Annotated in this window: 9 protein-coding genes; 5 read left to right on the top strand and 4 right to left on the bottom strand. The window is 54.7% G+C overall.

Features of this window, described 5'->3' with window-relative positions; translation table 11 throughout:
* The 4 genes from mukB to DOU50_RS13910 form a co-directional block, all read left to right on the top strand.
* Window positions 1-2,183, top strand: a 2,183-nt coding sequence (gene mukB / locus DOU50_RS13925; RefSeq protein WP_148769591.1) for a chromosome partition protein MukB, incomplete at its 5' end; no start/stop codon positions are given.
* A gap of 178 nt (window positions 2,184-2,361) precedes the next feature.
* Window positions 2,362-4,185, top strand: coding sequence for a L,D-transpeptidase (gene ldtD, locus DOU50_RS13920; protein WP_024907785.1), 1,824 nt, complete (start codon window positions 2,362-2,364; stop codon window positions 4,183-4,185).
* Window positions 4,186-4,359: 174 nt separating this feature from the next.
* Entirely contained in the window at window positions 4,360-4,911 is a 552-nt protein-coding gene (locus DOU50_RS13915) for a YcbK family protein (protein ID WP_023335137.1), read from the top strand.
* A gap of 20 nt (window positions 4,912-4,931) precedes the next feature.
* Window positions 4,932-5,579: an MBL fold metallo-hydrolase gene (locus DOU50_RS13910; protein ID WP_148769590.1), complete on the top strand. Its 648-nt coding sequence runs from the start codon at window positions 4,932-4,934 to the stop codon at window positions 5,577-5,579.
* A gap of 50 nt (window positions 5,580-5,629) precedes the next feature.
* Here the strand turns inward: DOU50_RS13910 and aspC are convergent, their stop codons facing one another.
* From aspC to pncB, 4 genes are all read right to left on the bottom strand, one after another.
* Entirely contained in the window at window positions 5,630-6,820 is a 1,191-nt protein-coding gene (gene aspC, locus DOU50_RS13905) for an aspartate transaminase (RefSeq protein ID WP_033145106.1), read from the bottom strand.
* A gap of 184 nt (window positions 6,821-7,004) precedes the next feature.
* Window positions 7,005-8,096 carry a porin gene (locus DOU50_RS13900; protein WP_023615888.1) on the bottom strand — a complete coding sequence of 364 codons (1,092 nt, stop codon included), beginning with the start codon at window positions 8,094-8,096 and terminating at the stop codon, window positions 7,005-7,007.
* Window positions 8,097-8,702: 606 nt separating this feature from the next.
* Window positions 8,703-10,103 (bottom strand): asparagine--tRNA ligase, encoded by a 1,401-nt coding sequence (gene asnS, locus DOU50_RS13895; RefSeq protein WP_024907781.1) that lies wholly within the window; start codon window positions 10,101-10,103, stop codon window positions 8,703-8,705.
* A gap of 166 nt (window positions 10,104-10,269) precedes the next feature.
* The gene (gene pncB, locus DOU50_RS13890) at window positions 10,270-11,472 is read right to left on the bottom strand and encodes a nicotinate phosphoribosyltransferase (RefSeq protein ID WP_148769589.1); all 1,203 of its coding nucleotides are present in this window, start codon (window positions 11,470-11,472) and stop codon (window positions 10,270-10,272) included.
* Between the two features lie 254 nt (window positions 11,473-11,726).
* Here pncB and pepN point away from each other — a divergent pair, with 254 nt between their 5' ends.
* Window positions 11,727-14,339: an aminopeptidase N gene (pepN, locus tag DOU50_RS13885; protein ID WP_032649161.1), complete on the top strand. Its 2,613-nt coding sequence runs from the start codon at window positions 11,727-11,729 to the stop codon at window positions 14,337-14,339.
* Window positions 14,340-14,383: the final 44 nt, after the last annotated feature.

The raw sequence follows: 14,383 nt of genomic DNA, 5'->3' as shown, positions 1-14,383 counted from the left end.
CGGTGGTGGTGAAAATCGCCGATCGCCAGTGGCGTTATTCCCGCTTCCCTGAGCTGCCGCTGTTTGGCCGCGCCGCGCGCGAAAGCCGCATCGAAAGCCTGCACGCCGAGCGTGAAACGCTGTCTGAACGTTTCGCGACCCTGTCGTTTGACGTTCAGAAAACCCAGCGCCTGCATCAGGCGTTCAGCCGCTTTATCGGCAGCCATCTGGCCGTGGCCTTTGAAGCTGACCCGGAAGCGGAAATTCGCAAGCTCAATACCCGCCGTGGCGAGCTGGAACGTGCCATTGCCAGTCATGAAAGCGACAACCAGCAGAGCCGCGTCCAGTTCGAGCAGGCGAAAGAGGGCGTCGCGGCCCTTAACCGCATTCTGCCGCGCCTGAATCTGCTGGCGGATGACACGCTGGCCGATCGCGTGGACGAGATCCAGGAGCGTCTGGATGAAGCGCAGGAAGCCGCGCGTTTCGTTCAGCAGCACGGCAATCAGCTGGCGAAGCTGGAGCCCGTCGTATCTGTACTGCAGAGCGACCCGGAACAGTTCGAGCAGTTAAAAGAAGATTATGCCTGGTCACAGCAGGTGCAGCGCGAGGCGCGTCAGCAGGCGTTTGCCCTGACGGAGGTGGTGCAGCGTCGCGCCCACTTCGGCTACTCCGATTCGGCTGAAATGCTGAGCGGTAACAGCGACCTGAACGAAAAACTGCGTCAGCGCCTTGAGCAGGCGGAAGCTGAACGTACTCGCGCCCGTGAAGCAATGCGCAGCCACTCCGCTCAACTGAACCAGTACAACCAGGTGCTGGCCTCGCTGAAAAGCTCCTTCGACACCAAGAAAGAGCTGTTAAACGATCTGCAGAAAGAGCTTCAGGACATCGGCGTGCGTGCCGACAGCGGGGCAGAAGAGCGCGCGCGTATTCGTCGTGACGAGCTGCATGCACAGCTCAGCAATAACCGTGCGCGTCGTAATCAGCTGGAAAAAGCGCTGACCTTCTGCGAAGCGGAAATGGATAACCTGACCCGTCGCCTGCGCAAGCTGGAGCGCGACTACTTTGAGATGCGTGAGCAGGTTGTGACCGCGAAGGCGGGCTGGTGCGCGGTGATGCGCATGGTGAAAGACAATAACGTTGAGCGTCGTCTGCACCGCCGTGAACTGGCATATCTCTCAGCCGACGAACTGCGTTCCATGTCGGATAAGGCGTTGGGTGCGCTGCGTCTGGCGGTGGCGGATAACGAACACCTGCGCGACGTGCTGCGTATGTCGGAGGATCCAAAACGTCCGGAACGTAAAATCCAGTTCTTCGTGGCGGTTTACCAGCACCTGCGCGAACGTATTCGTCAGGACATCATCCGTACCGACGATCCGGTTGAAGCCATCGAACAGATGGAAATCGAGCTGGGTCGCCTGACGGAGGAGCTGACCTCCCGCGAGCAGAAGCTGGCGATCAGCTCCCGCAGCGTAGCGAATATTATTCGTAAAACCATTCAGCGTGAACAGAACCGTATCCGCCAGTTGAACCAGGGCCTGCAGAGCGTGTCGTTTGGCCAGGTGAACAGCGTGCGCCTCAACGTCAACGTGCGTGAAGCCCACGCGACGCTGCTGGAAGTGCTGTCTGAGCAGCACGAGCAGCATCAGGATCTGTTCAACAGCAACCGTCTGACCTTCTCCGAAGCGCTGGCGAAGCTGTATCAGCGCCTGAATCCACAGATTGATATGGGCCAGCGTACGCCGCAAACCATCGGCGAAGAGCTGCTGGATTACCGTAACTACCTGGAAATGGAGGTAGAGGTAAACCGTGGCTCAGACGGCTGGCTGCGTGCGGAATCCGGGGCGCTCTCTACCGGTGAAGCGATCGGTACCGGGATGTCAATTCTGGTGATGGTTGTCCAGAGCTGGGAAGATGAAGCGCGCCGTCTGCGCGGCAAAGACATCTCGCCATGCCGACTGCTGTTCCTGGATGAGGCGGCGCGTCTTGATGCCCGCTCCATTGCCACGCTGTTCGAGCTTTGCGAACGTCTCGATATGCAGCTCATTATTGCGGCGCCGGAGAACATCAGCCCCGAGAAAGGCACTACCTACAAGCTGGTGCGTAAAGTGTTCCAGAACAGCGAACACGTTCACGTTGTGGGGCTGCGTGGCTTTGCGCCGCAGCCGCCAGAGTCATTGCCGGAAACCACAGCCGACGCTTCCTGAAGCGTCTTCTGACCCGAAGCGGCGCCCTGGCGCCGCTTTTTTTTTAAACTTAACTTGTGCTTAGGGCTGCGTTATCTTTAAACTTCTTTACATAAGGTAAGGCAACAGCTTAGCCGTCTACCTATAATGAAAGAAAGCCCCAACGTGATGGGCATGTCGTGAAAACAGGGGGCAAGGGATGTTGCTTAAGAAAGAATGTGGTCGTCAGCTGTCTGCGCTGAGTTTATGCCTGGCAGTGATGTTTGCTCCGCTGTTAACCGCCCAGGCCGACGAGCCTGAAATTGTGCCGACTGACAGCTCGGCAACGACAGGCGCGCAGCCAACGTCGTTGTCCCAGCCGCTGGACCAGTCTCCTGCGACGGCTGTCATGGCCGGTATTAAACCGCTGCCGGAAGGCATCGACGCCGAATCGCTCAGTCAGCAGCTGCAGTTGGGGCTACCGTCAGGCTACACGCCTGTCTATATCAATCAGCTCACGCTCCTCTATGCTGCCCGCGATATGAAACCGATGTGGGAAAACCGCGATGCCGTGCGCGCCTTCCAGCAACAGCTGGCGGAGGTCGCGATTGCAGGGTTTCAGCCGCAGTTTACAAAATGGGTTGAGCTGTTAACCGATCCTGCTGTCACCGGGCAGGCGCGGGACGTGGTGCTTTCCGATGCCATGATGGGCTACCTGCAGTTCGTGGCGGGTATTCCTGTCAATGGCAACCGCTGGCTGTACAGCGATAAACCTTACAAACTGGCGACGCCAGCGCTGTCGGTGATTAATCAATGGCAGCTAGCGCTGGATAATGGCGAACTGCCGCGCTTTATCGCCAGCCTGGCACCGACGCACCCACAATATGCCACTCTGCACCAGTCGCTCCTCGCGCTGGTGGGGGACACGCGTCCGTGGCCGCAAATGCGCGGTACCGCGACGCTGCGTCCGGGGCAGTGGAGCAGCGATGTGCCCGCCCTGCGCGAGATCCTGGTGCGTTCCGGTATTCTGGAAGGCGGGCCAAAGATTGCTCTCCCGGGTGATGATCCACAAAACGTCGCCGTCAGCCCGTCAGCTCCCGTGAAAGAGAAGAAAGCCGTTGTCCTGAGCGACAAACCCGCGGCTTACGATCGCGAGCTGGTTGCGGCCGTTAAGCAATTCCAGGCCGCTCAGGGGCTGGGGGCCGATGGCGTCATTGGCCAGACGACGCGTGACTGGCTGAACGTATCGCCTGCGCAGCGGGCAGGGGTGCTGGCGCTCAATATCCAGCGTTTGCGCTTGCTGCCGGGAACGCTCTCTACCGGGATTATGGTTAACATCCCGGCGTATTCCCTGGTCTATTACCAGGACGGTAGCGAAAAACTGGCGTCGCGCGTGATTGTCGGGCGTCCGGATCGCAAAACACCGATGATGAGCAGCGCGCTGAATAACGTGGTGGTAAACCCGCCGTGGAACGTGCCGCCGACTCTGGCGCGAAAAGACATTCTGCCGAAGGTCTGGAACGACCCGGGTTATCTGGAACGTCATGGCTATACGGTGATGCGTGGATGGAACAGTAAAGAGGCCATCGATCCTTATATGGTCGACTGGTCGACGATCACAGCGTCAAATCTGCCGTTCCGTTTCCAGCAGGCTCCCGGGGCGCATAACTCTTTAGGGCGCTACAAATTCAATATGCCGAGTTCAGAAGCTATCTATCTGCACGATACGCCGAACCACAACCTGTTCCAGAAAGATACCCGCGCGCTGAGTTCTGGCTGCGTGCGCGTGAACAAAGCCTCGGAGCTGGCCAATATGCTGCTTCAGGATGCGGGCTGGAACGATACGCGCATTTCGGATGCCCTGAAGCAGGGGGATACGCGTTACGTTAATATTCGCCACAATATTCCGGTCAATCTTTACTATCTGACGGCGTTTGTGGGCGAGGACGGGCGTACCCAGTATCGTACAGATATTTACAATTATGATCTCACCGCGCGATCCGGCGCACAAATTTTGCCAAAAGCGGAACAATTAATCAGGTAAATGAAGCAGTTCGGGAAAAATGATTGTCGTAAGTTATGGTGAATAAGGGGCTATATCGCTGCAAGCCGCGTATTCACTGGGGTTGGGCGCCTTGACGTACCTGGTTTTGCCAGTTATGGTGCCCTTCGTGCGCTAAGCATATTACGATTTCTTTTACCTGTAGACCTGATTATCATGGACAAATTTGACGCTAATCGCCGCAAACTGCTGGCGTTAGGTGGCGTTGCGCTCGGCGCAGCGGCCATCCTGCCGACGCCAGCATTTGCCACCCTCTCGACACCTCGTCCGCGAGTTTTAACGCTCAACAATCTTCATACCGGTGAGTCGCTAAAAGCGGAGTTTTTCGATGGCAGAGGCTATATTCAGGATGAATTAGCAAGACTTAACCATTTTTTCCGTGATTTCCGCGCGAATAAAATAAAAGCCATCGATCCTGGACTGTTTGATCAGATTTTCCGCCTTCAGGGCCTGCTGGGCACCAGCAAGCCGGTGCAGCTCATTTCTGGCTATCGCTCGATTGATACCAACAATGAACTGCGCGCCCACAGTCGCGGGGTAGCGAAAAAAAGCTATCACACGAAGGGACAGGCAATGGATTTCCATATTGAAGGCGTTTCGTTAGCCAATATTCGCAAAGCTGCGTTATCTATGCGCGCAGGTGGTGTAGGATATTACCCCAGCAGCAACTTTGTGCATATTGATACCGGTCCGGTTCGGCACTGGTAATAACGAAACACAGGAGCAGTATGAACTATCGTATTATTCCGGTTACCGCGTTCTCCCAGAATTGTTCACTCATCTGGTGCGAACAAACTAAACTGGCCGCGCTTGTCGATCCCGGCGGTGACGCTGAGAAGATCAAGCAGGAAGTCGCTGACAGTGGCGTGACGCTCATGCAGATTTTACTGACGCATGGTCACCTCGACCATGTGGGCGCAGCGGCTGAACTGGCTGAACACTACGGCGTGCCGATTGTCGGTCCGGAAAAAGAAGATGAGTTCTGGCTGCAGGGATTACCTGCCCAAAGCCGCATGTTTGGCCTTGATGAGTGTCAGCCCCTGACGCCCGATCGCTGGCTGAACGAAGGAGAGCGCGTTAACGTAGGGAATGTGACTTTACAGGTGTTGCATTGTCCTGGACATACGCCAGGCCATATTGCCTTCTTTGATGACCAGTCTCGTCTGCTGATTTCCGGCGATGTGATTTTCAAAGGTGGCGTAGGACGCAGTGATTTTCCTCGCGGCGATCACGGGCAGCTGATTCAGTCGATTAAACAGAAGCTATTGCCGCTGGGTGATGACGTTACGTTTATTCCTGGACACGGTCCAATGTCGACGCTGGGCTATGAACGGCTCCATAACCCGTTCCTTCAGGATGAAATGCCTGTCTGGTAACCCGAATAAAAAAAAGCCTGCATAACGCAGGCTTTTTTTATGGGCGCAAATTACAGTACGGCGACAATCGCTTCGCACAGTGGCGCCATGTTGTCAGGCGTCATGCCTGCAACGTTCACGCGGCCAGAGGCCACGGCGTACACGCCAAACTCTTCACGCAGACGCAGAACCTGCTCTTTGGTCAGGCCGCTGAACGAGAACATGCCGTTCTGTTTGATGATAAAGCTGAAGTCGCGGTCTGCGCCTTTCTCAGCCAGGGTGTTCACAAACAGCAGGCGCATGCGCTGAATACGCTGGCGCATATCGTTCAGCTCTTGTTCCCAGATAGCGCGCAGCGCATCGTTGCTCAGGATAGTGGCAACAACAGACGCACCGTGTGCCGGTGGGTTAGAGTAGTTAGCGCGGATAACCGATTTCATCTGGCTGAACGCACGATCGACGGTCTCTTCGTTAGCAGCAACCAGCGTACAGGCACCCACACGCTCATTGTACAGACCGAAGTTCTTGGAATAAGAGCTGGCGACAATCAGTTCCTGATGCACGGCTGCGAACGCGCGCAGGCCTTCGGCATCTTCTTCCAGACCACGGGCGAAGCCCTGGTAGGCAAAGTCAAACAGCGGCAGCCAGCCTTTTTCTACGGACAGCTTCGCCAGGTGTTGCCACTGCTCAAGCGTCGGATCGATACCGGTTGGGTTGTGGCAGCAGCCGTGGAACAGCACCACGTCACCCGCCTGCGCTTCGCTCAGGCTCGCCAGCAGGCCGTCAAAGTCGAGAGAGTGGTTTGCCGCGTCGTAGTAGGCGTATTCACGCACTTCCAGACCCGCAGAGTTAAACACGCTCTTGTGGTTAGGCCAGCTTGGGTTGCTTACCCATACGCGCTTAACAGAGGTGTTTTTCGCAAGGAAATCCGCCGCCACGCGCAGCGCACCGGTACCGCCCGGAGTCTGTGCTGTACGGGCACGTTTGTCACTCACAATTGCGCTGCCTTTACCGAACAGCAGCTCCTGGGTACAGCGACCAAATTCAGGGATACCATCAATACCGAGGTAGTTTTTGGTGGTTTCGTTTTCCAGCAGATACTGCTCAGCTTTCTTGACGCTGGTCAGTACCGGAGTTTTGCCGGTTTCATCTTTATATACACCAATACCCAGGTTGATTTTGCCAGGGCGGTCGTCGGCACGAAACAGATCGGCCAGGCCCAGAATAGGGTCGGCAGGAGCGGCGGTAATGTTCTCAAACATGACGAAGTTCCATTGTGATTACAGAAGTGAAATCCGCTATCAGGTTAACGGTAGATTTACAAAATGCCAACCGTTTGCGACGAAAAGCGTGCGGCTTTTCAAAAGTCGCCATTATTTTCTGTCACGCATAAAAAAACAGGGCCGAAGCCCTGTTCATTAAGCATATAACAAAGTGGTGTACTGATTAGAACTGGTAAACGATACCAACACCAGCCTGGTCGTCGGTAGACAGAGCTGTTGCACGGGTGTAATCATTCTCATCCAGCAAGTTGAACTTGTACGCAGCATAAACGTTCATGTTCTTGTTGAAGTAGTACCAGGTACCCACTTCGATGTATTTAACCAGATCAGCATCGCCACCTGCGAAAGTAGCACCGTTAGCAGTACGGCCTGTCAGGTCTTTACCCTTAGACTGCACATAGCCAATGGATGGACGCAGACCAAAGTCGAACTGGTATTGAACCACAGCTTCGAAGTTCTGCGTTTTGTTCGCGAATTCGTCATCGTTTTCACGAGTCATGTTACGGGATTCACCGTACATAACAGATGCGTATACGCTGTTCGCATCATATTTCAGTGACGTTGCCCAACCTTCAGCACGTTCACCTTTACCATCGGCAGTCTGCTTAGTGGAACGGTCAGAGTTGGTGTATGCCGCGGTTACGTTGAAGCCGTCTGCGAAGTCATAACCCAGAGAGTAGCTGCCGCCATCGCCGTTCTGGCGAGAAGTGGTGTGGCCGTTTTCATTTTTACCCTGGTACTGCAGGCCCAGTGCCAGACCATCAACCAGACCGAAGAAGTTAGAGTTACGGTAGGTAGCTAAACCGGTGCTACGCGAGGTCATGAAGTTATCAGTTGCGGCCAGAGAGTCGCCACCCCAGATAACCAGCATATCGGTTGAAGCCAGTGCATCATAGAACACACCGTAGTTACGGCCGTAATCAAATGAACCGTATTCACCCGCTTTCAGACCCGCGAAAGCCAGACGGGTTTTGGTACCCTGAGCACCTTCCTGAGAGGAAGCGTCCATGTTGTATTCCCACTGGCCGTAACCTACCAGTTGGTCGTTAACCTGGGTTTCACCTTTGAAACCGATACGGGCATAGGTGGTATCGTTGTTATTAGATGCACCGTTAGTAGTCCATTGATGCTCACCTACAGCTTTACCGTAGAAGTCCAGCTTGTTAGCGTTTTTGTTATAGATTTCTGCAGCGTTAGCTGCACCAGCTACCAGCAGAGCAGGGATAACCACTGCCAGAATATTGCGCTTCATCATTATTTATTACCCTCATTGGTTTTTTTATGACACTCGCCACTGCCGTCAATAAATTCTGTCAATAAATATTTCCGGAACTATTGATGAGAGTTTGGTGTCTTTATGTATCTGACAGGCATCTTTCCATTCGGCGAAGCGTTTCGCTAGCCTGAAAGTGCTACAATTCTCAAGATTAAGTAACTGAAAGAAAATATGTGTAACTAAATATTTATTTTTGGGAACTTTGTGAACCACCTCAAACTTCAGAGTGCCCTGGCGAATTAAGCGACAGGGCATATCCTATATATATGAATTCCTTATGATTAATTGAGATAACGGCGATTCATATAAACAGAGGCTAAACGACTCAGTTTTTCTTATGACCTCAAAAAGCCTTCTGGATGGCTGTAAAAGTGGTTGAAATTTGTGCTAACGCTTGAGGATGTAATAATCGCAATAAGAATGGGGTTTATTTTTTGTGGCTGAATATTTCGCGGAAACAAAACGTAACAGCTAGTGGTTGTGACGGGGTTAAGGTTTAAAGATGCTGACTTTGCGCTGACGAAAACTGACAATGCAGAATAAAATAATGGCCAGCACAGGCTGGCCATTTTAGTCTTTTACCGATTAGAAGCTGGCGTTACGTGGTGTACGTGGGAATGGAATCACGTCGCGAACGTTCTGAACTCCGGTAACGTAGGCGATCAGGCGCTCGAAGCCGAGACCAAAACCGGCGTGCGGTACGGTACCGTAACGACGCAGATCGCGGTACCAGCTGTAGTCAGCTGGGTTGAGCCCCATCTCTTCCATACGCGCGTCCAGCACGTCAAGACGCTCTTCACGCTGAGAGCCACCGATGATTTCACCGATGCCCGGCGCCAGTACGTCCATCGCTGCCACGGTTTTACCGTCTTCGTTAAGGCGCATATAGAAGGCCTTAATGTCTTTCGGGTAGTTTTTAACGACAACCGGCGCTTTGAAATGTTTCTCGGCCAGATAGCGTTCGTGTTCAGACGCCAGGTCAACGCCCCAGTAAACCGGGTTCTCGAACGTCTCACCGCATTTCTCGAGGATCGCCACCGCGTCGGTATAGTCCACCTGCGCAAAGTCGGCAGACACAAAACGCTCCAGACGCGCCACAGCATCGCTGTCTACGCGTTCTGCGAAGAATTTCATGTCGTCAGGACGCTCTTCCAGCACCGCTTTGAATACATACTTCAGCATCGCTTCCGCCAGACCCGCAACATCGTCCAGGTCGGCGAACGCCACTTCCGGCTCCAGCATCCAGAATTCCGCAAGGTGACGGCTGGTGTTGGAGTTTTCGGCACGGAAGGTTGGGCCAAAGGTGTAGATCTTAGACAGCGCACAGGCGTACGTTTCGCCGTTGAGCTGACCGGATACCGTCAGGAAAGCTTCTTTACCAAAGAAGTCTTTGTCATAGTCCACTTTACCTTCCGGCGTGCGCGGCAGGTTTTCCATGTCCAGCGTCGAGACGCGGAACATCTCACCCGCACCTTCTGTATCGGACGCGGTGATCAGCGGGGTAGACACCCAGAAGTAACCCTGCTCGTCGAAGAAACGATGCAGCGCCTGCGCCAGCGTATGACGCACGCGCGCCACCGCACCAATCAGGTTGGTACGTGGACGCAGGTGCGCCACTTCACGCAGGTATTCAATGCTGTGACGTTTTGCTGCCATCGGGTAGGTATCCGGATCTTCAACCCAGCCGGTGACTTCAATGGCTGAGGCCTGAATTTCGAAACTCTGGCCCTGGCCCGGGGATGCCACAACCACGCCGGTGACAATAACGGAACAGCCCGTCGTCAGGCGCAGAACGTCATCATTGTAATTGGGCAGAGAATTATTAATGACGGCCTGTACAGGATCAAAGCAGGAACCGTCATAGACGGCAAGGAAGGAGATGCCAGCTTTAGAATCTCGGCGGGTACGCACCCATCCGCGCACGGTGACCTGTTGGTCAACGGCGACACGGCCCTGGAGTACGTCGGCTACAGGCACAACGCTCATAATATTCTCTCTGTTAATAGTCGGAAAAAATAAACACTTGTCCACCCTTATGGGGGGATATCTATGTTACCTGCCATCCGCTATCAGACAAGTAAATTTCGCAGTCAAAAGAGAAGAATTAAGAAATAAATAAGAAGAGGGGAGCCATAAAGGCTCCCGTAAGCGCTTAACTGGCTTTTTTGATCTGAGGAAGATCGAAGGCTTTGCGCAACGCGCGAACAAACGCTTTGTCATGGCAGATGGTTTTGCCCGGGCTGTCGGAGAGCTTCGCCACCGGCTTGCCGTTACATTCCACCAGTTTGATGACAATATTCAGAGGTTTTACCTGAGGAATATCGCAGGTCAAACGGGTACCAATGCCGAAGCTTAGGTTCACTCTGGTACTGAAATGGCGATAGAGTTCGACCGCTTTCGCCAGGTCGAGATTATCGGAGAAGACCAGCACCTTGCTCATCGGATCAATGCCGAGTTTCTCGTAATGGGCAATGGCCTTCTCGCCCCATTCAACCGGATCCCCGGAGTCGTGGCGTAATCCCTGGTAACGTTCAGCGAACTCGGGACCAAAGTCGCGCAGGAAGGCATCCATCGTAATACAGTCGGTGAGGGCGATCCCGAGTTGATTCGGGTACTCCTCAAGCCATGCGGCCAGTGCCGCGCGCTGGCTGTTAGCCAGATTGGGGCTGATCTGCTGATGCGCCTGGAACCACTCGTGCGCCTGGGTACCCATTGGCGTCAGGCTAAGGCGACGTGCCAGATCGTAGTTACTGGTGCCTACAAACCACGGCTCCTGCTGAAGACGTTTAACGATGGCCTCCTGAACGTCGCGCGAGAAACGACGACGGGTGCCAAAGTCCATCAGGCGGAAGCGGGACATGTCTAACCCTTCGGTCAGCGTGGAGAAGGCCGCGAGTTTATTTTCCAGCGCGGCGACCGCCTGCTCGACGCCCGTTTCCGGCGAACGGTAGCGGTGAGCCAGTTCGCTGATCACCGCCAGAAGCGGCACTTCCCACATGATCACTTCCCGCCACGGACCTTCAAGGCGAATATCCAGCTTGCCGTTATCGTTAAGCACGGTGACCTGCTCCGGCTTATAGCGGAAATCGCGCAGCCAGTTCAGGTAGTCGGCTTTGAAGAAAGGCAGGCCAGAAAGCCACTGATATTCCTCGTCCTGCAGCGTCAGATGCTGCATAGCATTGACCTGTTCACGAATGGCGTCTGCGTAGATACCGAGCAAGTCGTCGCCACGGCAGCGGAATTCCGCCGCGACATGAACGTCATAGTAATGGTGGAAAACGGCTTGCTGCATATGCAGTTTATACGCGTCGGTATCCAGCAACGTATGCAGAACTGGAGAAGCGAATTGAGTCATAGGTGCGCAGTAGCATCCTCTCACAGGAGCGTTTAGTACAATAAACAACTCCGGAGTATACCTTGTTTAGTGATTTATTGAACCCCGATCACAACATAAGCGCGTTTTATGGTCGAGGGCATTTTGTGCCCCGTGTTATACAAATGTAGCAAAAAAAGGTTTTGACCCTGAAAAGATGAACATTCTGCATAGCGCGTTTTGCGCAACAGGAATATATTGAAACGTTACTCGACAAACGATGCATAAGGTTTTCTATGACACAACAGCCACAAGCCAAATACCGCCACGACTACCGTGCGCCGGATTACCTGATTAGCGAAATCGATCTGACTTTTGACCTGGATGCCACTAAAACCGTTGTCACGGCGGTAAGCAAGGTGACGCGCCACAGCGCAACTGCGGTGCCGCTGCGTCTGGATGGTGAAGACCTGACGCTGGTCTCCCTGCATATTAATGATGAAGCCTGGTCAGACTATAAAGAAGAAAACAACCAGCTGGTCATCGACAACCTGCCGGAACAGTTTACGCTGCGCATCGTGAATGAAATCAGCCCGGCCGCCAACACCGCGCTGGAAGGGCTTTATCAGTCAGGCGTGGCGCTGTGTACCCAGTGTGAAGCGGAAGGGTTCCGCCACATTACCTGGTATCTTGACCGCCCGGACGTCCTGGCGCGCTTCACCACCAAAATCATCGCCGATAAAACCCTCTATCCCTTTCTGCTCTCCAACGGTAACCGCGTAGGTGAAGGCGAGCTGGAGAATGGCCGTCACTGGGTGCAGTGGCAGGATCCGTTCCCGAAACCGTGCTACCTGTTTGCGCTGGTGGCGGGGGACTTCGACGTGCTGCGTGACACCTTCAAAACGCGCTCAGGCCGTGAGGTGGCGCTGGAGCTGTTTGTTGACCGCGGCAACCTTGACCGCGCGCCGTGGGCGATGACTTCCCTCATCAACTCCATGAAGTGGGACGAGGAGCGCTTCGGCCTCGAATATGATCTCGACATCTATATGATTGTCGCCGTCGATTTCTTCAACATGGGCGCAATGGAGAATAAAGGCCTGAACGTCTTTAACTCCAAATACGTGCTGGCGCGTACCGATACCGCAACGGACAAAGACTACCTCGATATCGAACGCGTCATCGGCCACGAATATTTTCACAACTGGACCGGCAACCGCGTCACCTGCCGCGACTGGTTCCAGCTCAGCCTGAAAGAGGGCCTGACCGTCTTCCGTGACCAGGAGTTCAGCTCCGATCTGGGTTCACGCGCGGTAAACCGCATCAACAACGTGCGTACCATGCGCGGCCTGCAGTTTGCGGAAGATGCCAGCCCAATGGCGCACCCGATCCGTCCGGATAAAGTCATCGAAATGAACAACTTCTACACCCTGACGGTGTATGAGAAAGGCGCTGAAATTATCCGCATGATCCACACTCTGCTGGGTGAAGAGAACTTCCAGAAAGGGATGCAGCTGTACTTTGAGCGTCATGACGGCAGCGCGGCCACCTGCGACGATTTTGTGCAGGCAATGGAAGATGCCTCTAATGTCGATCTCTCTCACTTCCGCCGCTGGTACAGCCAGGCCGGTACGCCGATTGTTACCGTCAAAGACGACTATAATCCGGAAACCGAGCAGTACACGCTGACCATCAGCCAGCGCACGCCGCCGACGGCAGAGCAGGAAGAGAAATACCCGCTGCATATTCCGTTCAGCATTGAGCTGTACGATAACGAAGGCAAAGTCATCCCGCTGCAGAAGGGCGGCCACCCGGTACACAACGTGCTGAACGTGACCCAGGCCGAGCAGACCTTTATCTTCGATAACGTCTACTTCCAGCCGGTGCCTGCGCTGCTGTGTGAATTCTCCGCGCCGGTGAAGCTGGAGTACAAGTGGAGCGATCAGCAGCTGACGTTCCTGATGCGTCACGCGCGTAACGATTTCTCCCGCTGGGATGCGGCGCAAAGTCTGCTGGCGACCTACATCAAGCTCAACGTAAACCGTCATCAGCAGGGCCAGCCGCTGTCGCTGCCTGTCCATGTGGCTGACGCGTTCCGCGCGATCCTGCTGGATGAGAAGATTGACCCGGCATTGGCCGCAGAAATTCTGACTCTGCCGTCAGCGACTGAAATCGCGGAGTTGTTCGAGATTATCGATCCGATCGCGATCGTGGCGGTGCGTGAAGCGCTGACCCGTACGCTGGCTACTGAACTGGCGGACGAGTTCCTCGCCATTTATAACGCCAACAAGCTTGACGCTTATCGCGTTGAGCACGCGGACATTGGTAAACGTTCTCTGCGCAACACCTGCCTGCGCTATCTGGCGTTTGGTGAAACCGAGCTGGCGAACACCCTGGTGAGCAAGCAGTATCACGAGGCGGATAACATGACCGACGCCCTGGCCGCGCTGGGTGCAAGCGTTGCCGCCGAACTGCCGTGCCGCGATGCGCTGATGCAGGAGTACGACGACAAGTGGCATCAGGATGGCCTGGTGATGGACAAGTGGTTCATCCTGCAGGCGACCAGCCCGGCGGCCGATGCACTCAGCAACGTACGCAGCCTGCTGAAGCATCGTTCCTTTACCCTGAGCAACCCAAACCGCGTGCGTTCGCTGATTGGCGCGTTTGCCAGCAGCAACCCGGCGGCGTTCCACGCCGAAGACGGCAGCGGTTATCAGTTCATGGTGGAAATGCTGACCGAGCTGAACAGCCGTAACCCGCAGGTGGCGTCGCGTCTGATTGAGCCGCTGATCCGTCTGAAGCGTTACGATGCGAAGCGTCAGGCGAAGATGCGTGCCGCGCTTGAGCAGCTGAAAGGGCTGGAAAATCTGTCTGGTGATTTGTACGAGAAGATCGCCAAAGCGTTAGCGTAAAATAAGTTAACCCTCCCTCTCCCCGTGGGAGAGGGCCGGGTGAG

Source organism: Enterobacter sp. C6 (assembly GCF_008122455.1).
GTDB classification, from domain to species: domain Bacteria; phylum Pseudomonadota; class Gammaproteobacteria; order Enterobacterales; family Enterobacteriaceae; genus Enterobacter; species Enterobacter pseudoroggenkampii.
The sequence above is the reverse complement of the archived record's forward strand: the minus strand, read 5'-3'. Positions and strand labels throughout refer to the sequence as shown.

What these genes read in the sequence shown, in the direction of transcription:
- ldtD (WP_024907785.1), top strand. Translation starts at nt 2,362, where the DNA reads ATGTTGCTTAAGAAAGAATGTGGTCGTCAGCTGTCTGCGCTGAGTTTA.
- DOU50_RS13910 (WP_148769590.1), top strand. Translation starts at nt 4,932, where the DNA reads ATGAACTATCGTATTATTCCGGTTACCGCGTTCTCCCAGAATTGTTCA.
- DOU50_RS13900 (WP_023615888.1), bottom strand. Translation starts at nt 8,096, where the DNA reads ATGATGAAGCGCAATATTCTGGCAGTGGTTATCCCTGCTCTGCTGGTA.
- pepN (WP_032649161.1), top strand. Translation starts at nt 11,727, where the DNA reads ATGACACAACAGCCACAAGCCAAATACCGCCACGACTACCGTGCGCCG.
- asnS (WP_024907781.1), bottom strand. Translation starts at nt 10,103, where the DNA reads ATGAGCGTTGTGCCTGTAGCCGACGTACTCCAGGGCCGTGTCGCCGTT.
- DOU50_RS13915 (WP_023335137.1), top strand. Translation starts at nt 4,360, where the DNA reads ATGGACAAATTTGACGCTAATCGCCGCAAACTGCTGGCGTTAGGTGGC.
- pncB (WP_148769589.1), bottom strand. Translation starts at nt 11,472, where the DNA reads ATGACTCAATTCGCTTCTCCAGTTCTGCATACGTTGCTGGATACCGAC.
- aspC (WP_033145106.1), bottom strand. Translation starts at nt 6,820, where the DNA reads ATGTTTGAGAACATTACCGCCGCTCCTGCCGACCCTATTCTGGGCCTG.